Below are 22,578 nucleotides of genomic sequence, written 5' to 3'. Positions count from 1 at the left end.
CGCCACGTGGACTACGTGCGCGTCACGAGCATGGGCTGTCGGCCTTCGGCCTGATTCAGCCCCCTTTTCCTCCCCCTTCTTGCGGCATGCTGGGCGCCCCGCCCCACCCTCGGCGGCCCGCCCGTGGCCCACACACCCTTGTGGACGCATCCATGACGACGCACACCGCGACGACCCCGTCGTACGACCAGCTCCCCATCATCGACCTGTCGGCCGCCGACCGCGGCCCCCAGGCCCGCGCCCTCCTCCACGCCCAGCTGCACAGCGCCGCCCACGACGTCGGCTTCTTCCAGCTCGTCGGGCACGGCGTGACCCCGGCCGAGACCGACGCGCTGCTCACCGCCATGCGCGCCTTCTTCGCCCTCCCCGAGGCCGACCGGCTGGCCCTCGACAACGTCAACTCCCCGCACTTCCGCGGCTACACCCGCACCGGCGACGAGCGCACCGCCGGCGCCCGCGACTGGCGCGACCAGCTCGACATCGGCGCCGAACGCCCGGCCCGCGTCCCCGCCCCCGGCGAACCCCCGTACTGGTGGCTCCAGGGACCCAACCAGTGGCCCACCGCCCTCCCCGAGCTGCGCACCGCCGCCCTCGCCTGGGTCGACAGGCTCAGCGCGGTGGCGGACCGCCTCCTGCACGAGCTCCTGACCGCGATCGGCGCCCCCGCAGACTTCTACGACCCGGTCTTCGGCAACCACGCCCACCCGCACCTCAAGCTCGTCCGGTACCCCGGCAGCGCGGGCGACGGCACCGACCAGGGCGTGGGCGCCCACAAGGACTACGGCTTCCTGACCCTGCTCCTGCAGGACAGGGTCGGCGGCCTCCAGGTCCAGCGCGAGGACGGACTCTTCCACGACGTCCCGCCGATCGAGGGCGCCTTCGTCGTCAACCTCGGAGAACTCCTCGAGGTCGCCACCAACGGCTACCTCCTCGCCACCAACCACCGCGTGGTGAGCCCGCCGGGAGCCACGGAACGCTTCTCGGTGCCGTTCTTCTACAACCCCCGCCTGGACGCCAGGGTCGAGCCGCTGCCCTTCCCGCACGCGGCCGAGGCCCCCGGCATCACCACGGACCCCTCGAACCCCCTGTACGCCGAGTACGGCTACAACGAGCTGAAGGGCAAGCTGAGGGCACACCCGTTGGTGGCGGAGAAGTACCACGGGAGCCTTCTGACGCCGGCGTGATCAACGCCCTGAAGGGGCGCGGGGCCGTATGCGGCATACGGCTCCGCCGCGGGCGCGGCCAGCCGCACGGCACCCGCGGTCGTCCGTGCTCCCGGACCACCCCTCAGTGGGCGATGTCCGCATACCCGGTGATGTCCTCGGGCCGCCGAGTCCCCGGCCCCACATACCGGGCAGAAGGCCGCACCAGCCGTCCGGTGCGCTTCTGCTCCAGGATGTGCGCCGACCACCCGGCGGTCCTCGCGCAGGTGAACATCGACGTGAACATGTGCGCCGGCACCTGCGCGAAGTCCAGCACGATCGCCGCCCAGAACTCCACGTTGGTGGCCAGCACCCGGTCCGGCCTACGGCTGTGCAGCTCCGCCAGCGCGGCCTTCTCCAGCGCCTCTGCGACCTCGAACCGCGGAGCACCCAGCTCTCGTGCCGTACGCCGCAGCACCCGCGCCCGCGGGTCCTCGGCCCGGTACACCCGGTGCCCGAACCCCATCAACCGCTCGCCCCGGTCCAGGGTCTGGCGGACGTACGCCTCCGCGTCCCCGGTCCGCTCGATCTCCTCGATCATCCCGAGCACCCGCGACGGCGCACCTCCGTGCAGCGGCCCGGACATGGCGCCGACCGCGCCCGACAGCGCGGCGGCGACGTCGGCACCCGTCGACGCGATCACCCGCGCCGTGAAGGTGGAGGCGTTCATGCCGTGCTCCGCGGCGGACGTCCAGTACGCGTCCACGGCCGCGACGTGCCTGGGGTCCGGCTCGCCCCGCCAGCGGATCATGAACCGCTCCACGACCGAGTTCGCCTTGTCGATCTCGCGCTGCGGCACCATCGGCAGCCCCTGCCCGCGCGCGGACTGGGCGACGTAGGACAGCGCCATCACGGCGGCCCGCGCGAGATCGTCCCGCGCCTGGCGCTCGTCGATGTCGAGCAGCGGCTTCAGTCCCCACACCGGGGCCAGCATGGCCAGCGCCGACTGCACGTCGACGCGGATGTCCCCGGAGTGCACCGGGATCGGGAACGGTTCGGCGGGCGGCAGACCGGGGTTGAAGGCACCGTCGACCAGCAGCCCCCACACGTTCCCGAACGAGACGTGACCGACCAGGTCCTCGATGTCGACGCCCCGGTAGCGCAGGGCGCCGCCCTCCTTGTCCGGTTCGGCGATCTCCGTCTCGAACGCGACGACTCCCTCGAGCCCGGGTACGAAGTCGGACATCAGGCGGCTCCTCGTGATGTGGTCGGCGGTGGTCACCCCGGTGATGCCCCGATCGGCCGGTGGTCACCCAAACCGCAAGGGAACCAGCACGATAACCCCCAGTGTCACACTTGGGGAGTCCGTACGACACTGAGTGCCAACGGCGTTCGATACGGCAGGATGACCGGGTGACCGACCGCGACCCGCTCCTGGATCCCGTCCTCGATCCCGCCGCCATGCGCAAGCAGTACCGGGCGGAGGGCCTCGCCGAACAGGACCTCGCCGCACACCCCATGGACCAGTTCGCCCGCTGGTTCGAGGACGCCGCCCGCGCGGCCCTGCACGGCACGATCTACGAACCCAACGCGATGGTCGTCTGCACGGCGGACGCGGCGGGCCGCCCCAGCACGCGCACGGTCCTGATGAAGCAGTTCGACACCGAGGGCTTCGTCTTCTACACCAACTACGACTCCCGCAAGGCCCGCGACCTCGCGGAGAACCCGCACGTCTCCCTGCTCTTTCCATGGCACCCGCTGGCCCGCCAGGTCATCGTCACCGGCCCCGCCCGCCGCACCGGCCGCGACGAGACCGCCGCCTACTTCCGCACCCGCCCGCACGGCTCCCAGCTGGGCGCCTGGGCCAGCGCCCAGTCCTCGGTGATCGCCTCCCGCACCGAACTGGACGCCTCCTACGCCGAACTGGAGGCCCGCTATCCCGAGGGCGAACAGGTCCCGGTCCCGCCGCACTGGGGCGGCTACCGCGTCTTCCCGCAGACCATCGAGTTCTGGCAGGGCCGCGAGAACCGCCTGCACGACCGCCTGCGGTACGTGAGCCGGCCGGAGGGCGGCTGGCGGGTCGAGCGCCTCGCCCCCTGAGAGCACAGGGCGTGAACGCAGACGACCCGCGGGCTGGGTTCCTCCAGGAGGAGCCGGCCGGACGTACCGGCAGCCCGCGGGTCGGGTGACTGCTTGGGATTGGGCCGGCTGCACGCTTCTGTCACGTGCTGGTCCGGCACCGCACTGGATGTGGTGGCGGACCGCTAGCCCGCAGCCACCTCACGCGTCCGGTTCTCATACATCTGCCGAACCACCTCCCTTCTCGTGTACTCGCCACCCTAAGAAGTCGGCGGAAGGTCCTCAAGCTCTTTTTTCTCGGGAACATGATGTGGGCTGGGTCACGTTCCAGTTGAATGAAGACCTGCATGCAGGCCAGTGAGCGGACCGCGCGCGGTGGGCGCGCAGACGCAGCCTCCAGGGGGTCCAGGTGAGTGCTTCCCGGCGGAGTGGGACCACGGACGAGCTGGGGCCGGACGAGCCCGGTGAGTCCGGGGGATCCGATCTGCTCGCCGCGCTCCTCGACGGCATGGACGCGGCCCTGTGCGCCTTCGACGCCGACGGGGTCGTCACGCACTGGAACCGGGAGGCCGAGCGGATCCTCGGCTGGACGGCCGTCGAGGCGGTCGGGCGGCACGGGTTCGCCGGATGGGCGGTGCGCAGCGCCGACGCCGAGGAGGTGCAGTCCCGGCTGATGTCGGCGATGCACGCGCCCGGGCGGCAGGTGCACGAGTTCGCGCTGGTCACAAAGGACGGCGGACGGGTCCTCGTGCGGACGCAGTCCGCCGCCGTGCGCGGCCCCGAGGGCAAGCCCGCCGGTGTGTACTGCGCGTTCAGCGAGGTGCACGCGCAGATCGATCTGGAGCGGTCGATCGCGCTGAGCGAGGCACTGTTCGAGGACGCGGCCTGGGGGGTCGTGCTGATCGACGCCGATCTGCGGCCCGCCGTCGTCAACGCGCACGCCGCCCGCGCCCTCGGCATCGGGCGGGCGTCGGCGCTGGGCAGGCCGCTCGGCGAGCTGCTCGCGCAGGGCGTGGAGGAGCTGGAGGCCGCGTTCACCCATGTGCTGGCCGAGGGAGCGCCGCCCGCGCCCGCCGAGATGTGGGTGACCGTGCGCGCCCCGAAGGGCGAGAAGCGGCGCTGCTGGCGCAGCGGGTTCGTGCGGCTGGCCTCGCCGCTCGCGGAGGAACCGGTGCCGCTGGGCGTCGGCTGGCTGTTCCAGGACATCACCGAGGCCAAGCAGAGCGAACAGGAGGCCGCCCTGCTGCGGTTCCGCACCAACCAGCTGCACCGCGCCGCGCGTGCCGCCGCCGAGTGCGAGGACCCGGCCGAGGCGGCCACCGTCCATCTGGACTTCGCCCTCGCCGGCTTCGCCGACCACGCGCTGCTGGACCGGGTGCTCCGCTCCCCGGGTGAGGAGCGGAGCGAGGAGGGGCGGGAGAGCGGGCAGGACGCGGCCGTACGGCTGGTACGGCTCGCCGCGACGCCCGCCGGCGCGCCGGGGCCGAGTCTGCTCACCGGGGCGGCGGGTCTGCCCGTGCGCTACGAGGCGGGGCATCCGGCGCTCAGCTGCGTGGAGCGGGCCGGGACGGTGCGCGCGGACGCCGGGCCGGTTCCGGCGCAGCGGGCCCGGGAGTGGGCGCTGGCCCGGCAGTGGCCCGGCGACGCGGTGCACGCCCTGTGCGCGGTGCTGCGCAGCCGGGGGCGGACCCTCGGCGTGGTCACCTTCCTGCGCGGCTGTGGCCGCAGCCGCTTCGAGCGGTTCGACACGGCCTACGCGGAGGACGTGGCGGTCCGCGTCGCGGCGGCCCTGGACCTCGCGGACGCGGTGCGGGAGCGGCAGGGGCCTCGGTAGCGCGGGAGCGGGCTCAGCGCCGGTAGAAGATCCGGTCGCCGTACTCCCGCATCACCCGCCCGTTCCATTCGTGGCCGCCGTCGACGTTGCCGGAGCGCAGCAGCGGCGGTTCGATGCCCCGGTCGGCGAGGGCGGCGGCGGCGGTCGCCATGACGGCCTGCATCAGCGCGGTGGTGACGACCGTCGAGGCGGGGGCGAAGGGCGCCGGGATGGTGTCGAGGGTGAGTTCCGCGTCGCCGACGGCGATCTTGGAGTCCAGGACGATGTCGCAGTGGTCCTTCAGGAAGGTGCCGGAGGCGTGCCGGGACGTGGTCTGCGCGGCGTAGGCGACGGAGGTGACGCCGACGACCCTCATGCCGAGGGCGCGGGCGTTGAGGGCCATCTCCACGGGCAGGGCGTTGCGGCCGGACAGGGAGATGATCACCAGGGCGTCGCCGGCCCGGGCCGGTGAGGTTTCCAGGACGGCGCTCGCCAGGCCGTCGACGCGCTCCAGGGCGGAGCCGAGGGTGGCCGGGGTGACGTCGACGCCGACGACACCGGGGACGGCGAGCAGGTTCATCAGGGCGAGTCCGCCGGCCCGGTAGACGACGTCCTGGGCGGCGAGCGAGGAGTGCCCGGCGCCGAAGGCGAACAGGCGGCCGCCGGCGGCGACGGTGTCGGCGAGCAGGGTGCCGGCCGCGTTGATCGACGCGGCCTCCTCCTCGCGAACCCGTTGCAGCAGGCCGATGGCGGCGTCGAAGAACAGGTCGGCAGGCGTGCCGTCGCTCATGCGGTGCCCCTTCGCAGCGTCCGTGTCGCGGATCACGGTGCGGTCTGGACCAGTGTGGTGTCAATACGGCCGCTGCCGAGTGCCCGGCACCCGTACCGGCCCGTTCCGCCGGAGGCCCACGCTTGTCAGTGGGATCCGGCAGAATTGTCATCAGGGCCAGCGCACGCGCCGGGCTGCCGGCAGAGGTAATCGAGGGGCACGAATGTCCGGACTGATCGACACCACGGAGATGTATCTCCGCACCATCCTCGAGCTCGAGGAGGAAGGCGTCGTGCCCATGCGCGCCCGCATCGCGGAGCGGCTGGACCAGAGCGGGCCGACGGTGAGCCAGACGGTGGCGCGCATGGAGCGCGACGGCCTGGTCTCCGTGGCCAGCGACCGCCATCTGGAGCTGACGGACGAGGGGCGCCGGCTGGCCACGCGCGTGATGCGCAAGCACCGGCTGGCCGAGTGTCTCCTCGTCGACGTGATCGGCCTGGAGTGGGAGCAGGTGCACGCGGAGGCCTGCCGCTGGGAGCACGTGATGAGCGAGGCCGTGGAGCGCCGCGTGCTCGAGCTGCTGCGGCACCCGACCGAGTCGCCGTACGGCAACCCGATCCCGGGTCTGGAGGAGCTCGGCGAGAAGGACGGTGCCGACCCGTTCCTGGACGAGAGCATGGTCTCGCTGGCGGACCTGGACGCGGGCGCGGACGGCAAGACGGTCGTCGTCCGCCGTATCGGTGAGCCGATCCAGACCGACGCGCAGTTGATGTACACGCTGCGGCGTGCGGGTGTGCAGCCCGGCTCCGTGGTGAGCGTGACCGAGGCGGCCGGCGGGGTGCTGGTGGGCAGCGGTGGCGAGGCGGCCGAGCTGGCGGCGGACGTCGCCTCCCATGTGTTCGTCGCCAAGCGCTGAGCAGGGGGAAGCCCCGGCGCCTTGCGGCGCCGGGGCCTGTCCTCCCCTGTGCTGACCCGGAGCCCCGAGCTCTCAGGGTCATCCCCCTCGGACCGTTTGTCCCCGAGCGGTCCGCCTCCCGCCAGAAAGATCCCCTCGGCGGCGGCGATCATTCCTCGGGGGGTGTCACTCGAATGAGGGGTGTTGTCCGCGGAGACGGATTTTTCGAATGGGTATTCGATAGTCTGCGGCGGCGCCATTGACGGCGACAGCGGCGAGTACGAGTACGGCAGTACACCGGTACGAGGCAGGCGGAGCTGGGGGGTACCAGGCCCATGGCACGGCGTATCGACGTGACGGGAGCGGGCGGGGTGCGCCTGGCCGCATGGGAATTCGCCGACCCTCCCAAGACGGGGCTCGACCACGGAGCCGGCCGGGCGGACGGCCGGCCGGAGCGGGAGCCCGGCGTTCCCGGCGTGCTGTTACTCCACGGCCTGATGGGCCGCGCCTCCCACTGGGCGTCGACCGCCCGCTGGCTCGCCGCACGCCACCGTGCCGTCGCCCTCGACCAGCGCGGACACGGCCAGAGCGAGAAGCCCCCGCGGGCCGCCTACACCCGCGAGGCCTACGTCGAGGACGCCGAGGCCGCCCTCGAGCAGCTCGGTCTCGCCCCCGCGCTCCTCATCGGCCACGCCATGGGCGCGCTGACCGCCTGGCAGCTCGCCGCGAAGCGCCCCGACCTGGTGCGCGGGCTGGTCATCTGCGACATGCGCGCCTCCGCGCTGGGGGCCGCCTCGCAGCGGGAGTGGGCGGAGTGGTTCAGGGCCTGGCCCGTCCCCTTCGCCACGCTGGCCGACGTGCGGAAGTGGTTCGGTGAGGACGATCCCTGGGTGGAGCGGCCGCATCCGGCGCGCGGGGAGTTCTACGCCGAGGTGATGCACGAGGGCGCCGACGGCTGGCGGCCCGTGTTCGAGCCGGAGCAGATGCTCAGCTCCCGGGAGACGTGGGTGTACGACGCGCACTGGGAGGAGCTGGCCCATGTGCGGTGCCCGGCGCTGGTGGTGCGCGGGGTGGACGGGGAGCTGGGGCGGGCGGAGGCGCAGGAGATGGTCCGGGTGCTCCCGCGGGGGGAGTACGCGGAGGTTCCGGATGCCGGGCACCTTGCGCACTACGACCTGCCGGAGGCCTGGCGGTCGGCTGTCGCGCCGTTCGTCGACCGGGTGCTCGGCGATTGAGCGCGTGGGCGTCCGCCAGAGCCTGAGCTACCCCTTGCTGACAGCCGTGAGGATCTCCGGCAGCCGTGCTGCCGTCCGCGGAGCCGCCAGGCGCAGGCCCAGGAAGGTCAGACCGGTGCCGTACGCCGCCCCCACCGGCAGGAGCAGCCACCTCCAGTCCTCCCCGCCCGAGCCGAGGTGCAGCCAGATGGTGAGGGCGATGACGGGGGAGCAGAGCAGGGCCGCCGCCACCATGCCGCCGAAGATGGAGATCCACGCCAGGCCCGCCTGGCCGGGGACGACGTTCTTGTGGCCCTCCTGGGGGATGGAGTACGGGAAGCGGGCCGAGGTCCAGGCGCCGGTCGCGAGCATCGCGCCGAGCAGGGCGAAGGACAGGCCCAGCACCTCCGGCAGCCGTGTCCAGGAGCCCAGCAGGGCCGTGGTCACGACGGTGACCAGTGCCGCGTACGGCAAGGTGATCAGCAGCAGTGCCAGAGCGCGGCCGCGCAGTTCGGCGTAGGCGTCCCGAGGCGAGGAGATGGCTATGGCCACCATCCAGAAGGCGGAGGTGTCCTGCCCGAACTGGTTGTACATCTGGATGCCGAGCATTCCTGCGGCGAAGCACGCGAAGTAGACCGAGCCGGTGCCCTGCACCGCGTTGAACACCGGCACGATCAGCCCGATCGCCAGCGAGGTCACCCAGGCGGCCTTGGTCTTCGGGTCCCGCCAGATGTAGCGCAGGCTGCGTTCCATGACCGTACCGGTGCGGTCCCGTGGCAGCAGCCGGCCGAGCCCGCCGGCCGAGCGGCCGCGGTCCCCGGCGTCGACCGGCTGCAGCGTGGAGGCGTCGGGCGCGGTCATCAGCCGGGTCAGACTGCGCGCCCACACGATGATCAGCCCCGCCAAGCCCACGAGCGTGACGGCGAGTTGGGCGACCGCGAGGCCGTACGACCCCGCGCTCACCGTGCGCACCGCCGCCACCGCCGACGCGGGCGGCACCCAGGACAGCACGTCCGCGACCGGCTGCAACCGTCCCAGCCCGGCCGAACCCAGCTCTCGCGCACCGAAGTTGACCAGCTGCGTCCCGATCGCGATCACCAGCCCGCTCAGTACGGCCAGATCGCGGCCCTTCCTGCTGGTCAGCAACCGCACGTTGGCCGTGGCGACGGCCCGCGCCAGCGCCACGCAGACGAGCAGGGCGAGGGCGACCGCCGGCACCGCCACGGCCCAGCCCGCGGCCCCGTGCGCGACGGACAGCGCGCAGCCCACCAGCACCAGCAGCGTGAACAGGGGGCCGATGCCGACCAGGGAGGCCGCGAGCAGTGCCCGGACCAGCGGGCGGGGGCGCAGCGGGAGCATCACCAGCCGGGTCGGGTCCAGCGTCTCGTCACCGGTCGGGAAGAACAGCGGCAGCACGGCCCAGCCGAGTGCCAGTACGGCCGTACCCGGCACGGCGACGGCGTCGGCGTGCGCGTGCCCGCGCAGCAGCAGCAGACCGAGGAGCTGGGACAGCGCGAACAGGACCGCGAGGACCGCCGAGACGACGAACGCGGCGCGCCGGCCACCGGACTGCCGCAGCCCGTTCCGCACCAGCGACAGTTTCAGCCGTACGACGGTGGAGGTGAGGCTCGTCATCGGGCGGCCCCGCCGCCCAGCCAGTCCAGATCCGACCCGGCGTCCCGGCCGCTCGCGCCGACCAGCTCCAGGAAGGCCGCCTGCAGGGTCGGGTGTTCCCCGCGTACCTCGGCCAGCGTTCCCGTCGCCCGGATGCGGCCCGCCGCCAGCACCGCCACCCAGTCGCACAGCGACTCGACCAGCTCCATCACGTGGGAGGAGAAGACGACGGTGGCACCGGAGGCCGTGTACCGCTCCAGGACGCCCCGGATGGACTGTGCGGACACCGGGTCGACGCCCTCGAACGGCTCGTCCAGGAAGAGCACCTCGGGATTGTGCAGGAGCGCGGCCGCGAGTCCGATCTTCTTGCGCATGCCGGTCGAGTAGTCGACGACGAGCTTGTGCTGGGCCCCGGCCAGGTCGAGGACGTCCAGCAGCTGGGTGGCCCGCTTGTCGGCCTCCGCCCCCGGCAGCCCGCGCAGCCGCCCCGAGTAGCCGAGCAGCTCGCGCCCCGACAGCCGCTCGAACAGCCGCAGGCCTTCGGGAAGGACGCCGATCCTCGCCTTGACGGCCACGGGATCCCGCCACACGTCGTGACCGACGACCTCGACGGTCCCGCCGTCCGGCCGCAGCAGCCCGGTCACCATGGAGAGGGTCGTGGTCTTCCCGGCCCCGTTCGGCCCGACCAGCCCGATGAACTTCCCGGCGGGCAGATCCAGATCGATCCCGCCGACGGCGACTTGCTGTCCGTACTGCTTCCAGAGTCCTCGCACGCGTACCGCGACTTCGGTCATGCGTGCACAGTAGTTACCTGTCCCGACCGCACGCATAGGCAAGTGGCGAGATCAGCTCCTCCGCGTCCGGCAGCCAGCGGTTCGCCGCGGTGGGGCGGCAAGCCCACTGCACGGCGCCACGAGACCCGAAACGCGTGGGAGGGGCGGCCACATACGCCCCTTCCCCCAGCGCCACCAGGTCGAGGGAGGACAGCGACCACCCGATCTTGCGCACCAGGTCCGGCACCTTCACGGCCCCGCCGGGCAGCACGAAGAACTGCATACGCCGGTCGGGAGCCAGTGTCACCGGACCGAGCGTCAGTTCCATGCGCTCCATGCGGGCCAACGCGAGGAACCCCGCGCTCTCCGGGACGGACAACGCGTCGAACGTCCGTCCCGTCGGCAGCAGGATCGAGGCCGTGGGCTGCCTCTGCCACATCCTGCGTGCGACGGTCGCGCTGCCGGTCGCCTGCGTCGCCCAGTCGGGGCGCGCGGGGTGCGCACCCGGCGCAGGGCAGGAGGCGTCGCCGCACGAGCAGTGCTGCATTCCGCCGACCGCTTCCAGCCAGGTGCCCGGGAACACGTCCCAGTGCCGTTCCTCGGCGTAGCGTACGGCGGTCTCCAGCAGTGATTCCCCGCGCTGCTGCGGAACCCGACCGGCAATCTGAGTGTTTTCGGCGCCCGCGATCGTCTCTTCCACGCATCTCTCAACTCCCGCACCCACCTGGAGTTACGGCCGGAGTGCGCGCGGGGGCGGAGCATCGATGCGGCAGCCGGGGCGCATGGGTGCACGGGTGGGGGCGCGCGGGAGGAAGCAGGGCGTGAGCTGGGTAGCCAGAGATGGGGTCGGCATCCGCCTTTACCCCGGCAAACAGCACATGTCGCGCATTGACGGTATGTCAGCTGGGCAGTGATCTTTCTGACCTGATCGTCCGCTCCAGGGGATCGCAACCAGGGGATCGCAACGCAGGGGGTAGCACATGGCCGCAAGGCCTCTCGTGGCGAGGCAGCCGAACGAACGGCTGCAGGCACTCATCCAGGAAGCGGGGTGCTCGAACGCCGGGCTGGCCCGGCGGGTCAACATGTGCGGCGCCGAGCACGGCCTCGACCTGCGCTACGACAAGACGTCCGTGGCCCGCTGGCTGCGCGGCCAGCAGCCACGGGGCCGCGCCCCGGCGATCATCGCGGAGGCGCTCGGGCGCAAGCTCGGCCGTACGGTCACGATCGACGAGATCGGCATGGCCAACGGCAAGAACCTCGCCTCGGGGGTCGGTCTCCAGTTCTCGCCGACGGTACTGGGGGCCATCGAGCAGGTCTGCGAGCTGTGGCGCAGCGACGTGGGCCGGCGCGACTTCCTGTCCGGCTCCTCCGTCGCCGCCTCGGCCCTCGTCGAGCCCAGCCGCGACTGGCTGATCTCCGCGCCGGACGCCCAGGTGGCCCGGCAGGCGGGCCCGCGGGTGGGGCAGGCCGACGTGGTGGCCGTACGGTCCATGACGCAGGCGCTGACCGACCTGGACCACCAGTTCGGCAGCGGGCATGTGCGCCCGGTCGTCGTGCACTACCTCAACAGTGTCGTCTCCGGACTGCTCGCGGGCTCCTACCGGGAGACGGTCGGGCGGGAACTCTTCGCCGCCGTGGCCCGGTTGACCGAGCTGGCCGGGTACATGGCCGTGGACACCGGCCAACCCGGGCTGGCCCAGCGGTACTACATCCAGGCGCTGCGGCTGGCGCAGGCCGCCGGGGACCGCGGGTACGGCGGTTACGTCCTCGCCGCGTCCATGAGCCACCTCGCCGCACAGCTCGGGAACCCGCGGGAGATCGCCCAGTTGGCGCGGGCGGCGCAGGAGGGGGCGCGCGGGCATGTGACCCCGCGCGTGGAGGCGATGTTCCACGCGGCCGAGGCGCGCGGGCACGCGCTGCTCGGCGATGCGCGGGCGGCGCAGGCGTCCACCGGGCGGGCGGTGACGGCGATGGGGCAGGCGGACGACTCCTCCGGTGACGACCCGGTGTGGATCCGGCACTTCGACGAGGCCTATCTGGCCGACGAGTTGGCACACTGCGCCCGCGACCTCGGCCAGCCCGAGCAGGCGGCCCGGTACGCCGAGCAGTCGCTGGCCGGGCATCCCGAGTCGCGGGCCCGCCGGCGCGCCATCGGTTATGTGCTGCTCGCCACGGCCCAGGTGCAGCAGCGGGAGGTCGAACAGGCCTGCAGCACCGGCCTGAAGGCGGTGGAGCTGCTGGAGACGCTCCGTTCCAACCGGGGCGCCGAGTACCTGGACGATCTGCAGCAGCGCCTGGAGCCGTTCCGGGAGGAAGCGGTGGTACGGGAGTTCGGGGCGCGCCTCGATCTCCAGCAAGCAGCGTGAACACCGGCCCCGCGTGCGCGTGAACGCGCGGCGAACGGCACCCGGAGGGGTGAGGGTGCCCTGTCGGTGCCATCCGACAGCGCACCGCGGGGCGGTTCTGTTACCGCTGTCACAGGAAACAAGATCGCGCCCTGAGCTGCGTGGCACCCGGCTCGGGGGACCCGGTAGCGTGAGCCCGATTCACAAGGTCCCCCATTAGTAGGAGTCCCGGTGACGCAGAGTGGACAGGGCGAGGAGCCCTCGGCGCGGCCCGCGCGCGAAGGCATCGTGCTGCCCTCCGACGGAGGGGAGCCCTTGCTGCCGGGCATGACCGGCGCGCCCGCGCCCGCACCCGCCGCCCCGGCGGGCGGGCAGGCCTGGGGCGGTTCCTGGGGGCCCGAGCAGCAGCCACCCCAGCAGGGCCAGGGCTGGCCGCCGGCGGCGGGCCAGCAGTGGCCCGCCCCGGACGCCCCGCACCACCAGCCGTCCGCCGCGGGCCCCGGCCCGCTGCCCCCGGAGGGCGCGTCGGCGGCGTCGTACGGCGGTCAGGGCGGGGGCTACGACGCCGGTCAGCAGCCGGGCTACGGCACGGCGCCGGAGCCGTACCAGCAGCACGCGCAGCAGCAGGCGGAGCAGCGGTATGCGCAGCACCAGCCGCAGCAGTCCCTCACGCAGCCGCACCCGCAGCCGTATCCGCAGTCGCCGGTCACCGCCGCGCCGCTTCCGCCGGCCGCGCCGGACGCGTACCCGGCCGCCGAGGGCGCCACCCAGTACATCCCGCCGGTGCAGGCGGCGCCCGCCGAGGGCGCGACGCAGTACATCCCGCCGGTGCAGGCGGCGCCCGCGGACGGCGCCACGCAGTACATCCCGCCCGTGGCGGCCGGCACCCTGCCGCCCGAGTCGAGCGGCGAGGAGACGCGCTACCTCGGCCACGCGCCCCGGCAGCAGGCGGCCGCGCCGTCCGACGCCGAGGCCACCCAGTACATACCGCCGTACGCCGCCCAGGCGCAGGGCGCGGACCGGCAGCCGCCGGCCGAGTTCGACAACCTCTTCCGCGGCGGCGCGGCGGGCGGTGACGGCCCGGCCGGGTCCACCCAGCAGTTGCCGCGCGTCCAGCAGCAGGACGCCTACCCCGGCCCCGCGCAGCCCCCCTACGGCGCGTCGCAGCCCTCGTACGGTGCGTCGCAGCCGTCGTACACCCCGGCGCACGACGACGACCGGCCCCGCACCCGTTCCAGGGTGCCGATGATCGCCGCGATCGGCGTCGGCCTCGTCGTCGTCGGGGTGGGTGCAGGCGCGCTGCTCAGCGGCGGGGGCGGCCAGAAGCAGGGGGACGACGGCAAGCCGGTCGCGGCCGCGTCCCCGGCTCCCGGACAGAGCTCGGCCTCGTCGGCCGCCGACCCGGCCCGGCAGCAGGCGGTCGAACTGGACAAGCTGCTCGCGGACAGCGGCAGCAGCCGCGCCTCGGTGATCAAGTCCGTGGCCGACGTGAAGAACTGCGACAACCTCGACGGGGCCGTCTCCAACCTGCACGCCGCGGCCGAGCAGCGCAACGAGCTGGTCACCCGGCTCGGCAAGCTGTCCGTCGACAAGCTGCCCGACCACGGCGAACTCACCGCCGCGCTGACCAAGGCCTGGCAGGCGTCCGCCGCCGCCGACAACCACTACGCGGCCTGGGCCGGCCAGGCCAAGAACCACCGGGTCTGCCGCAAGGGCCACGCCCGTGTCACCGGCGAGACCCAGGCGGGCAACCGGGAGAGCGGCACCGCCAGCGCGCAGAAGGCGAAGGCGGCGGCGCTGTGGAACGCGATCGCGGGGAAGTACGGCCTCACCCAGCGCCAGCCCACCCAGCTGTGAGGGCGCTCGCGGACGTCCGGCGGACGCTCCGTGGACGCTTCGGGGACGCGCCGGCGGGCATCACTGCACGTCGGCGTTCTCCAGCGTCTGCGTCATGTCGGCGGTGCCGCCGAGGCCACCGGCGGCCCTGCGCGCCGCGACCAGCTTGCCGTCCTGGACCACCTGCAGGCTGACGTCCGCGTTGACCATCCGCGGGAAGCCGACCGCGGCGAGCTTGCTCGAGTAGGTCCACTGCAGGGGCGGGGTGAGACCGCCGGTGGAGACCCGCAGGCCGTCGTCGAGGGTCTGCCGCACGGAGTCGGCGGTGACCGGTCCGTCGCCGATCTTCTCCAGGACCGCCTTCAGCACGGTGTAGGCGATCCAGGTGGTCTGCACTCCGGCGTCCGCGGGGTCGATGCGGTTGTCGCCGAAGGCCTCCTCGTCGATCACCTTCTTCATCGGGTCCCACCGCGAGTCGGACGCGGGCGGGTACCAGCCGGTGATGTACGCCCCCTCGTACGGCCCGGCCGCCCCGCCCGTGGCGTTGATCACCGTCTGGTCGACGCTGCCGAGCACGGTTCCGAGCCGCACCGCGGGGAAGCTCGCGCGGGCGCGCCGGAAGGAGTCCATGAAGGTGTCCGTGCGGTCCCCGAGCGCGGGGACCACGCAGCCCTTCTTCACGAGGTCCTTGGTGGCGTACCGCAGCGCCGTGTCGGCCTGGCCGCTGTACTCGGTGGCGTCCTCCTCGGCGAGCTGGTCGCCCGCCGTCGCGTGCCCGCCCGCCTTCAGCCCGGAGTCGAGCAGCGGGGGCAGCTCGTCGCCGGCGATGCTGTCGGGGCGGACCAGGGAGATGTTTCCGCAGGTGGCGGCGAGGGCCTTGCCGAGGCCGGCGAGCAGGGCGGGCTGCCCCCCGTTGACCGGGTACGACATCTGGCCGGTGAACTCGTCGTTGGTGACGCCGTATCCGCCTATGTAGGGGATCCCGGCGCCCTCCAGCGGGGCGGAGTAGGAGTCGGTGAACTGGCTGTAGGAGCCGACGACCGCGACGACGTTCTCGTCGGCCGCGCGCCGGGCGCACTTCGCGGCGTCCACGCTGTCGTTGTGGTCGTTGCAGGTCAGGACCTGGAGCTTGTGGCCGTCGATGCCGCCGTGGGCGTTGATCCACTTGGCGTAGGCGAGGGCCATCGCGGGCATGCCGGGCTTGTTGGTCGCGCTGGTGTCCTGCGGGGCCCAGGTCATCACCTTGACCGGGTCATCCCCGGCGCCCCCCGTGGCACCAGGGATGACCCCGCATCCTGCGGTGAGCGACGCACAGAGAGCCACGGCGCCCGCGGTCAGGGCGGTGGCTCTGCCGGGGCGGGAGGAGGAAGGGAGGAAAGTGCTGATAGAGCGTCGCCTGCCGGTCATGTGCATGCACGATTCCCTCACACGACTAACCGGCGAGTGACCCGGAGTCAACGAAGAGTGACGCTGAGGTGAATTACAGGGGTCGGTGAGGCTGGTGTGTCGAGGAACGTACGATCGATGACCGTGCAAGGTTCGGAGAACTCTTCCCGTCGCGGCCGTCGCTCCTCCACCATGGGCGGCATGCCCCTAAGCGACATGCCGTGGTGGCGCTGGCGCAGCAATGTGCGCTCGGCGCTGCACATGCTCTCCGACCCGGTGTTCCAGCGGGACGTCTGGCTGGCCGGCGTGGACGGGTACGGCGACGTCACCGACGCCGTCTACCGGCTGGTGGAGGACACCTGGCTGGACAACTGGTCCGCGGAGAAGTACGTCGGCACGATCTTCCGGGACTCGCAGGAGGCGGCGCTCGTGGACACCGCCGTGCTGCGGGTGCTGCGGATCGTGCACCAGGTCGGGCCGGACGCGCCGGTCGCCGCCTACCTCGACCACCAGGGATGGCCGGAGGCGGTGCGGGCGGCGCGGGACGCGCACCTGCGCCTCGCGGCGAGTGACGGCGACGACCCCGACGCACCCCCGCGGAGCCTGGAAGTGCTGCGGATCATGACGAGGTCCGCCTAGTGCTGTGACCGGAAAGGTTTGCGTGAACCTTTCCGGTCGCCGCACTGGCCGGCGGCGGGGCTCTTCCGGGCCGCGCCCGGCGCCGCGGGCCGCGCCCGACCGTCCCGTCCTGCGGAACGACCGCCCACGACGCGCGCCCGACGTGAGAACCTTTGGTGCATGAACGAGCAGTCTGCGCCCGCCGCACCGGCCGACCAGTACGTCCTCACCCTCTCCTGCCCGGACAAGCAGGGCATCGTGCACGCCGTGTCGAGCTACCTCTTCATGACCGGCTGCAACATCGAGGACAGCCAGCAGTTCGGCGACCACGACACGGGTCTGTTCTTCATGCGCGTCCACTTCTCGGCCGAAGCGCCGGTGACGGTGGACAAGCTGCGGGCGAGCTTCGCGGCGATCGGTGACTCCTTCCACATGGACTGGCAGATCAACCGGGCCGACGAGAGGATGCGGATCCTGCTGATGGTCAGCAAGTTCGGGCACTGCCTGAACGACCTGCTGTTCCGGGCCCGGATCGGCGCGCTGCCGGTGGAGATCGTCGGCGTGGTCTCGAACCACACCGACTTCGAGCAGCTGGTGGGCTCCTACAACATCCCCTTCCACCACATTCCGGTGACGAAGGAGACCAAGGCGGAGAGCGAGGCGAAGCTGCTGGAGGTCGTGCGCGAGCAGGGCGTCGAGCTGGTCGTCCTCGCCCGCTACATGCAGGTCCTCTCCGACGACCTGTGCAAGCAGCTCAGCGGCCGGATCATCAACATCCACCACTCCTTCCTGCCGAGCTTCAAGGGCGCGAAGCCGTACCACCAGGCGCACGCCCGGGGGGTCAAGCTCATCGGGGCGACCGCGCACTATGTGACCGCCGACCTGGACGAGGGGCCGATCATCGAACAGGAGGTCGAGCGGGTCGGGCATGACGTCACGCCGGACCAGCTGGTCGCGGTCGGACGGGACGTGGAGTGCCAGGCGCTGGCGCGGGCGGTGAAGTGGCACGCGGAGCGGAGGATTCTGCTCAACGGCCGCCGTACGGTGGTGTTCGCCTAGCAGTTGGGGGAGCTTCGGTCGCCCGCCGACGCGGAACCAGCCCCTAGAGTCTGCTCAGCCCCGCGGTGGCGAACAGAACGTCCCTGATCGCCTCCCGGTCGCCCACCTGGCCCACCGCCGCCTCCTGCGGAGGAATCCGGCCCGCGGCCAGATGGCAGAACTCCACGCCGTCCAGCGCCACATGGGCCACCTCGAAGTCCGCGGAGCCCAGCGCCGCCGGAGAGTCCAGCGGGATCAGCCACTCACCACCGGCCGATCCCTCGATCTCCAGCCGCACGCTGCGGCCCGGCTCGCCGGCGACGCCGAGGTGGCGGCCACGCGGCGGTGCCGCCAAGCCGGTCTGCCGGCGTCTGGCCAGCGCGGCGGGAAGCATGCGGGCCGCGAGGTCGATCATCTTGTTCAGGTGGCGCGGCGCCGGCGGCTGGTACGGGTAGTCCACCGCCTCCGCGATGTCCTCGGCGTGCACCCAGCACTCGAAGGCCCGGTCCAGCATCGCGTCGTGCAGCGGCAGCTCGAAGTCGCCGTACGACACCGTGAGTCCGCCCGCGTGGCCGCCGGTGAAGGACACCGTCCGCACCAGGCCGTGGCTCTGCTCGCGCCAGGGCACCCGCACCGAGCGGGTCGGCGGGAAATGCGAGGTCCGCCAGAACGCCTCGGTGCGGGCGGCCGGGCCCGGCATCCGCTGCTGCGCCGCCCCGGCGGCCCCGGCCCTGGCCCCGGCGACCTCGGCCAGCGGGTCGTCCAGGCCGACCGCGACCGCGATCAGGCCGTCCACGGACAGCAGGTGCGCGATCACCCCGGCCACGGTCGTACGACGGCTCTGCGCCGTGTCGGCCTCGTACCACCGCAGCCGCACCGGCGCATGCCACTCGGCTTTCCCGAAGTCCTGGAGGAGGGCGTCCAGGCGCGCGGTCTCGGCGTCGTACGGCGCGGCCCACTCGGGCACCGGGATGCGCGGCGGCCGGCGTTCCAGGCAGTTCGCCAGGACGCGGGTGCGCAGCCCCGGGTCGAGGTCGAGGGTCTCCGGCTGGTGCAGCAGGCCGACCGCCTCGCGCAACCGGCGGGCCTCGTCGGCGCAGCTTCCGCAGGAGCCCAGGTGGTCCTCGACGGCCGCGGTCTCCGCCGCCGAGCAGGCGGCCAGCGCCCAGGCGCCGAGGAGCGATTTCAGGACGTCGTGCGGGAGGACGAGCGGCCCGGGAGGGAGGTCCGCCGGCTCGGCGAGGCCGGGCAGCGGACGGCCGTCGTCCTCGAGGGAGGCGCGGGGCGTCGGTATGCGGGCGGGCCGGTCCGCGTCGGGTCCGCCGGTGCCGTCCGGATGCTGGCCCGGGCCGCCGTCGCCGTCGCCGGTGCGGCCGTCGCCGGTGCGGCCGTCGTCGCCCCGGCCGCCGGTGCCGCAGCCCTCGCGCGGCTCGTCCTCCTCCGGTCCGCGGTCGTCGCGGGCCCCGCAGTCCCCCGCTCCGCTCACGCCGCACCTCCGTGCCCCGGTGGTGTCCCGGCGTCGTGGGCGGTGGAGAGCAGCTGCAGACCGAGACGGAGCCGGCGGCGGGCCTCGTCCTCGGTGACGCCCAGGTCGGCGGCGGTCTGGCGGTAGTCGCGGCGCTGGAAGTAGGCGAGGTCGAGGGCGGCGCGCAGCGGGGCGGGCATGGAGTGGACGATGTAGTCGGCGCGGGCGGCGACCGACGCGCGGCGCACCTTGCGCTCCAGTTCGGCCAGGGAGCCGCCGCCCGGCGGCAGTGCGGCGGTCTCGCTGGCGCGCAGCCGCTCCACGGCGAGCCGGTGGGTGACTGCGGCGACCCAGGTGCGCAGGGGGCCCCTCTTCGGGTCGTAGGTCTCCGGGTGTTCCCACAGGTGGGCGAAGACCTCGCGGGTGAGGGTGTCGGCGGCCCCCTCGTCACCGAGGACCCGGTGGGCGAGCCCGTGCACGAGCGAGGCGAACCGGTCGTACAGCTCGCCCAGGGCGGCCGCCTCGCCGCGGGCGAGGCGCTGTTGCATCTTGCGGTCCCAGCGGGGTGGTGCGTCCTTCGCGGCCATGCGGTCCCCTCCCCTCACCCGTGTCCGGCCCGTCCAGCGTGTCTGCACCGTCTTCTCGAATGTAGTCGGCACGCCTGACAACGCACGCCCCTTTGTGCCAATGCGCGCCCCTCGAAGCGTCGCAGGTGATAGTGCCCTCTTCACGTAACCTTCACACGACTTGTGCACGCCTTTGATCGAACAGGATCGACAGTGACCGAAACAAGTCTCTTGTTGATCATGTGCAGTTTGTCGCTCGACGTTTCGGGGAACGGCCGGTGGGCAGCCGCGCGGAAGCAAGCGTAGGAACTGCTTCCGTTTCCGGGCGGTTCCGGAAGTTCCGGCGAGCGGAGGGGCAGGAACGTGGCATTCAAGGTGACCGGCGTCGAACAGGGCGAGTGGGCCGTCCTCCGGGTGTCCGGGGAACTGGACCTGATGACCTCGCCGATATTGCGCCAGCGCGTGCACGACGTGGTGGCCGACGGGCACCACAGCCTCGTCGTCGACCTCTCCGACGTGTTCTTCTGCGACTCCAGCGGGGTCGGCGTCCTCGTCGCCGCCCGCCGGCTGATCCGCTCCTGTCAGGGCCGGCTCCGGCTCATCCTGCCCGACCGGGGCGCCGACGACGGCTCGCACGTCAACCGGGTCCTCGGCGCGCTCGGCGTGCGCCGCCTCTTCGACGTCCGTCCCGACCTCGACGCCGCGACGACCGACGAGGCGGATCCGCTCTCGGCCTGAGTACACCTCCCGCGCCGCCCGCGGCAAGGCCACACTGTTGTCGCAGAATTCCCCCGGTCTTGGCACAACCGCCGGAATACCGCCATCCGACGGCCGAACGCGTCATAGGCTCCCTGCCAGGTCGGGCGCGCGCCCGCACGACGTCAAGACGCACGAGACCCCCACGTAAGGCGGCCCGAACAGACATGGTCAGCACCGAGTACGAACGCAGGATCGCCGCCCGGTTCGCCACCTTCGACCAGGACGGCAACGGCTGGATCGACCGTGAGGACTTCAACGCGGCGGCCAAGGCGCTTCTCGCCGAGTTCGCCGTGCCCGCCCGCTCCGACAAGGGACAGGCGCTGTACGCCGGTGCGGAGGCGTTCTGGCAGGGCATGGCCGGGATCGCGGACCGGGACGGCGACCAGCGCATCACCCGCGAGGAGTTCGTCACCGGCGCGGTCAAGCGCCTGCGCGACAACCCCGAACGCTTCGCCGAGATCGCCCGCCCCTTCCTGCACGCGGCGCTCGCGGTGGCGGACACCGACGCCGACGGCCGCCTGACGGTCGCCGACACCGCCCGCGTCCTGCGCGTCCTCCACGTTCCGGGCGACCTCGCCGACGCCACCGCCGGGGCTCTGGACGCCGACGCCGACGGCACCGTCACGGAAGCGGACGTCATCCCCGCCTTCGCCGGCTACTTCACCGTCCCGGAGTAGCGCTCCCGCAGCTTGTACTTCAGCACCTTGCGCAGGGTGTCGTTGCGGGGCAGCGCCTCCACCACCTCCAGCCGCTCGGGCAGTTTGTGGACGGCCAGGCCCGCGGAGCGCAGATACGCCGTGAGCTGCTCGAGGGTCAGCTCCGCCGGACCCGGGACCTGTTCGACCACTGCACAGACCAGTTCCCCGCGTTCGGCGTCCGGCAGGCCGATCACCGCCGCGTCGCCCACCGAGGGGTGCGCGGCGAGCAGGTCCTCGATCTCCTTGGCCGAGATGTTCTCGCCCTTGCGGATGATGACGTCCTTCAGGCGGCCGGTGAGGACCAGATGGCCGGAGTCCGTCACCCGGCCCAGGTCGCCGGTGCGCAGGAAGCCGTCGGCGTCGAAGGCGGCGGCGGTCTGGGCGGGGTCCAGGTAGCCCTGGCACACGGCCTCGCCGCGCAGGCGCACCTCGCCGTCGACGATGCGGATCTCCATGTCGGCCGGCGGGCGCCCCTCGGTCGTGGCGAGGTTCTCCGGGGTGTCCCGCGGGTCACCCATGGTGATCATCGGCACCTCGGTCATGCCGTAGCCGTGGGTGAGCTGGACGCCCATCTCACGGACCACCGCGTGGTGTACCTCCGGCGGCTTGGGCGCGCCGCCCCCAGCGAGCAGCCGAAGGGAGGGGATCGGCCGCGTCCCGGGCCGCTTGCGCTGCTCGGCGAGGAACATGGAGTAGAAGGCCGTGGAGCCGCCGGCCACGGTCACCCGGTGCCGCCGGTACTCCGCCAGCGCGTCGGGCAGCGCGAAGTGCTCGAACATCACCGCCGGGAAGCCGTACAGCAGCAGCATCACCATGTAGTCGGGGCCGCCTATGTGGGCGTACGGGAAGGCGATCGAGCCGACGTCGTCCGGCGTGAGGCGCAGGGCGTGGGCGAGGCAGGAGCCGCCCGCGATCAGGGAGCGGTCGGTGTGCAGCACGCCCTTGGGGTCGGAGGTGGTGCCGGAGGTCCAGTAGATCCAGCGGACCGAGGTGCCGTCGGCGGGCGGGGCGGGCAGGACGGACGGGTCGCCGTCGGGAAGGGTGCCGTACGCCTCGAAGATCCCCTTCGCGCCCAGCCGGCGGGCCATCTCCGTGTGGTCGTGGCCCCGCCACACGCCCGGGACCGCGAAGTACTCCGCCCTCGACTCCCTGAGCGCGAAGCCGACCTCCCGGTCCCGGTAGAAGGGGATCACCGGGGACTGTACGGCGCCGAGCCGGGCCAGGGCGAAGGACAGCAGGGCGGTCTCGATGCGGGTGGGCAGCTGCCAGGCGACCACGGTGCCGGGGCGCACGCCCATGCCGTACAGGCCCGCCGCCACCCGCTCGGCCCGCGCGCGCAGTTCGCCGAAGGTGAGCGTGCGGTCCTCCTGGAGCAGGACCGGGCGGCCGGGAGTGAGGGCGGCGCGGCCGACGACCAGGTCCCACAGGGTGCGGGACGAGCCCAGGGAGTGCGGCGTCCGCGGACTCGAGGAGTGCGGGGTCTCGTTCACGTGTGCCCCCTGACCGGCTTGGCTGACGAACCGTCAGCTGTCATGCTAGCTGACGGGTCATCAGATAAGTACTGTCCG

At 72.7% G+C, this 22,578-nt stretch carries 20 protein-coding genes; 11 read left to right on the top strand and 9 right to left on the bottom strand.

Annotated elements, in window-relative coordinates:
- Nucleotides 1-152 precede the first annotated feature (152 nt).
- Complete coding sequence (locus ABZ919_RS30710; protein ID WP_361253966.1) at nucleotides 153-1,184, top strand: 2-oxoglutarate and iron-dependent oxygenase domain-containing protein; 1,032 nt, start codon at nucleotides 153-155, stop codon at nucleotides 1,182-1,184.
- 103 nt (nucleotides 1,185-1,287) lie between these two features.
- On the opposite strand, the gene ABZ919_RS30705 is transcribed toward ABZ919_RS30710, so the two are convergent.
- Nucleotides 1,288-2,388: a citrate synthase 2 gene (locus tag ABZ919_RS30705; protein ID WP_361253965.1), complete on the bottom strand. Its 1,101-nt coding sequence runs from the start codon at nucleotides 2,386-2,388 to the stop codon at nucleotides 1,288-1,290.
- Between the two features lie 167 nt (nucleotides 2,389-2,555).
- On the opposite strand from ABZ919_RS30705, the gene pdxH reads away from it, so the two are divergent.
- Together pdxH and ABZ919_RS30695 are read left to right on the top strand one after the other, a co-directional pair.
- The gene (pdxH, locus tag ABZ919_RS30700) at nucleotides 2,556-3,242 is read left to right on the top strand and encodes a pyridoxamine 5'-phosphate oxidase (protein ID WP_361253963.1); all 687 of its coding nucleotides are present in this window, start codon (nucleotides 2,556-2,558) and stop codon (nucleotides 3,240-3,242) included.
- A gap of 388 nt (nucleotides 3,243-3,630) precedes the next feature.
- Nucleotides 3,631-5,055 carry a PAS domain-containing protein gene (locus tag ABZ919_RS30695; protein ID WP_361253961.1) on the top strand — a complete coding sequence of 475 codons (1,425 nt, stop codon included), beginning with the start codon at nucleotides 3,631-3,633 and terminating at the stop codon, nucleotides 5,053-5,055.
- A 13-nt stretch (nucleotides 5,056-5,068) separates the two neighbouring features.
- Here ABZ919_RS30695 and ABZ919_RS30690 read toward each other — a convergent pair whose 3' ends face one another.
- Entirely contained in the window at nucleotides 5,069-5,824 is a 756-nt protein-coding gene (locus ABZ919_RS30690) for an SIS domain-containing protein (RefSeq protein ID WP_361253959.1), read from the bottom strand.
- Between the two features lie 202 nt (nucleotides 5,825-6,026).
- Between ABZ919_RS30690 and ABZ919_RS30685 the strand changes: the two genes are divergently transcribed.
- Nucleotides 6,027-6,719, top strand: a complete 693-nt coding sequence (locus ABZ919_RS30685; RefSeq protein ID WP_361253957.1) for a metal-dependent transcriptional regulator — start codon at nucleotides 6,027-6,029, stop codon at nucleotides 6,717-6,719.
- A 314-nt stretch (nucleotides 6,720-7,033) separates the two neighbouring features.
- Nucleotides 7,034-7,933, top strand: a complete 900-nt coding sequence (locus ABZ919_RS30680) for an alpha/beta hydrolase (protein ID WP_361253955.1) — start codon at nucleotides 7,034-7,036, stop codon at nucleotides 7,931-7,933.
- A gap of 27 nt (nucleotides 7,934-7,960) precedes the next feature.
- Here ABZ919_RS30680 and ABZ919_RS30675 read toward each other — a convergent pair whose 3' ends face one another.
- Genes ABZ919_RS30675 through ABZ919_RS30665 form a run of 3 tightly spaced genes read right to left on the bottom strand, consistent with a single transcriptional unit; the run spans nucleotide 7,961 to nucleotide 10,999 of the window.
- Nucleotides 7,961-9,547: a transporter gene (locus ABZ919_RS30675; protein ID WP_361253953.1), complete on the bottom strand. Its 1,587-nt coding sequence runs from the start codon at nucleotides 9,545-9,547 to the stop codon at nucleotides 7,961-7,963.
- Nucleotides 9,544-10,320 carry an ABC transporter ATP-binding protein gene (locus ABZ919_RS30670; protein WP_361253951.1) on the bottom strand — a complete coding sequence of 259 codons (777 nt, stop codon included), beginning with the start codon at nucleotides 10,318-10,320 and terminating at the stop codon, nucleotides 9,544-9,546. Before ABZ919_RS30670 ends, ABZ919_RS30675 begins: the two co-directional genes overlap by 4 nt.
- A 13-nt stretch (nucleotides 10,321-10,333) precedes the next feature.
- Nucleotides 10,334-10,999: a bifunctional DNA primase/polymerase gene (locus ABZ919_RS30665; protein ID WP_361253949.1), complete on the bottom strand. Its 666-nt coding sequence runs from the start codon at nucleotides 10,997-10,999 to the stop codon at nucleotides 10,334-10,336.
- Between the two features lie 280 nt (nucleotides 11,000-11,279).
- Here ABZ919_RS30665 and ABZ919_RS30660 point away from each other — a divergent pair, with 280 nt between their 5' ends.
- Nucleotides 11,280-12,665 (top strand): transcriptional regulator, encoded by a 1,386-nt coding sequence (locus ABZ919_RS30660; RefSeq protein ID WP_361253947.1) that lies wholly within the window; start codon nucleotides 11,280-11,282, stop codon nucleotides 12,663-12,665.
- Nucleotides 12,666-12,875: 210 nt separating this feature from the next.
- Complete coding sequence (locus ABZ919_RS30655; RefSeq protein WP_361253945.1) at nucleotides 12,876-14,501, top strand: hypothetical protein; 1,626 nt, start codon at nucleotides 12,876-12,878, stop codon at nucleotides 14,499-14,501.
- A 60-nt stretch (nucleotides 14,502-14,561) separates the two neighbouring features.
- On the opposite strand, the gene ABZ919_RS30650 is transcribed toward ABZ919_RS30655, so the two are convergent.
- Complete coding sequence (locus ABZ919_RS30650) at nucleotides 14,562-15,887, bottom strand: ABC transporter substrate-binding protein (protein WP_361253943.1); 1,326 nt, start codon at nucleotides 15,885-15,887, stop codon at nucleotides 14,562-14,564.
- A gap of 117 nt (nucleotides 15,888-16,004) precedes the next feature.
- On the opposite strand from ABZ919_RS30650, the gene ABZ919_RS30645 reads away from it, so the two are divergent.
- Nucleotides 16,005-16,505, top strand: a complete 501-nt coding sequence (locus ABZ919_RS30645; protein WP_361253941.1) for a hypothetical protein — start codon at nucleotides 16,005-16,007, stop codon at nucleotides 16,503-16,505.
- 159 nt (nucleotides 16,506-16,664) lie between these two features.
- Entirely contained in the window at nucleotides 16,665-17,543 is an 879-nt protein-coding gene (purU, locus tag ABZ919_RS30640; RefSeq protein ID WP_361253939.1) for a formyltetrahydrofolate deformylase, read from the top strand.
- A 43-nt stretch (nucleotides 17,544-17,586) separates the two neighbouring features.
- On the opposite strand, the gene ABZ919_RS30635 is transcribed toward purU, so the two are convergent.
- Nucleotides 17,587-19,008 (bottom strand): zf-HC2 domain-containing protein, encoded by a 1,422-nt coding sequence (locus ABZ919_RS30635; protein ID WP_361253937.1) that lies wholly within the window; start codon nucleotides 19,006-19,008, stop codon nucleotides 17,587-17,589.
- Complete coding sequence (locus ABZ919_RS30630) at nucleotides 19,005-19,574, bottom strand: sigma-70 family RNA polymerase sigma factor (RefSeq protein WP_361253935.1); 570 nt, start codon at nucleotides 19,572-19,574, stop codon at nucleotides 19,005-19,007. The genes ABZ919_RS30635 and ABZ919_RS30630 overlap by 4 nt, the downstream gene beginning before the upstream one ends.
- Before the next feature lie 342 nt (nucleotides 19,575-19,916).
- Here ABZ919_RS30630 and ABZ919_RS30625 point away from each other — a divergent pair, with 342 nt between their 5' ends.
- Together ABZ919_RS30625 and ABZ919_RS30620 are read left to right on the top strand one after the other, a co-directional pair.
- Nucleotides 19,917-20,291 (top strand): STAS domain-containing protein, encoded by a 375-nt coding sequence (locus ABZ919_RS30625; protein WP_361253933.1) that lies wholly within the window; start codon nucleotides 19,917-19,919, stop codon nucleotides 20,289-20,291.
- Nucleotides 20,292-20,476: 185 nt separating this feature from the next.
- Nucleotides 20,477-20,989: an EF-hand domain-containing protein gene (locus tag ABZ919_RS30620; protein WP_361253931.1), complete on the top strand. Its 513-nt coding sequence runs from the start codon at nucleotides 20,477-20,479 to the stop codon at nucleotides 20,987-20,989.
- Here ABZ919_RS30620 and ABZ919_RS30615 read toward each other — a convergent pair.
- A complete protein-coding gene (locus tag ABZ919_RS30615) occupies nucleotides 20,968-22,500 on the bottom strand; it encodes an AMP-binding protein (RefSeq protein WP_361253929.1) in 1,533 nt (510 codons plus the stop codon). The two genes, ABZ919_RS30620 and ABZ919_RS30615, sit on opposite strands and share 22 nt — an antisense overlap.
- Nucleotides 22,501-22,578 lie beyond the last annotated feature (78 nt).

It is taken from the genome of Streptomyces sp. NPDC046759 (assembly GCF_040645475.1).
Lineage (GTDB): Bacteria > Actinomycetota > Actinomycetes > Streptomycetales > Streptomycetaceae > Streptomyces.
This window is presented reverse-complemented; position numbering and strand designations above follow the sequence as displayed.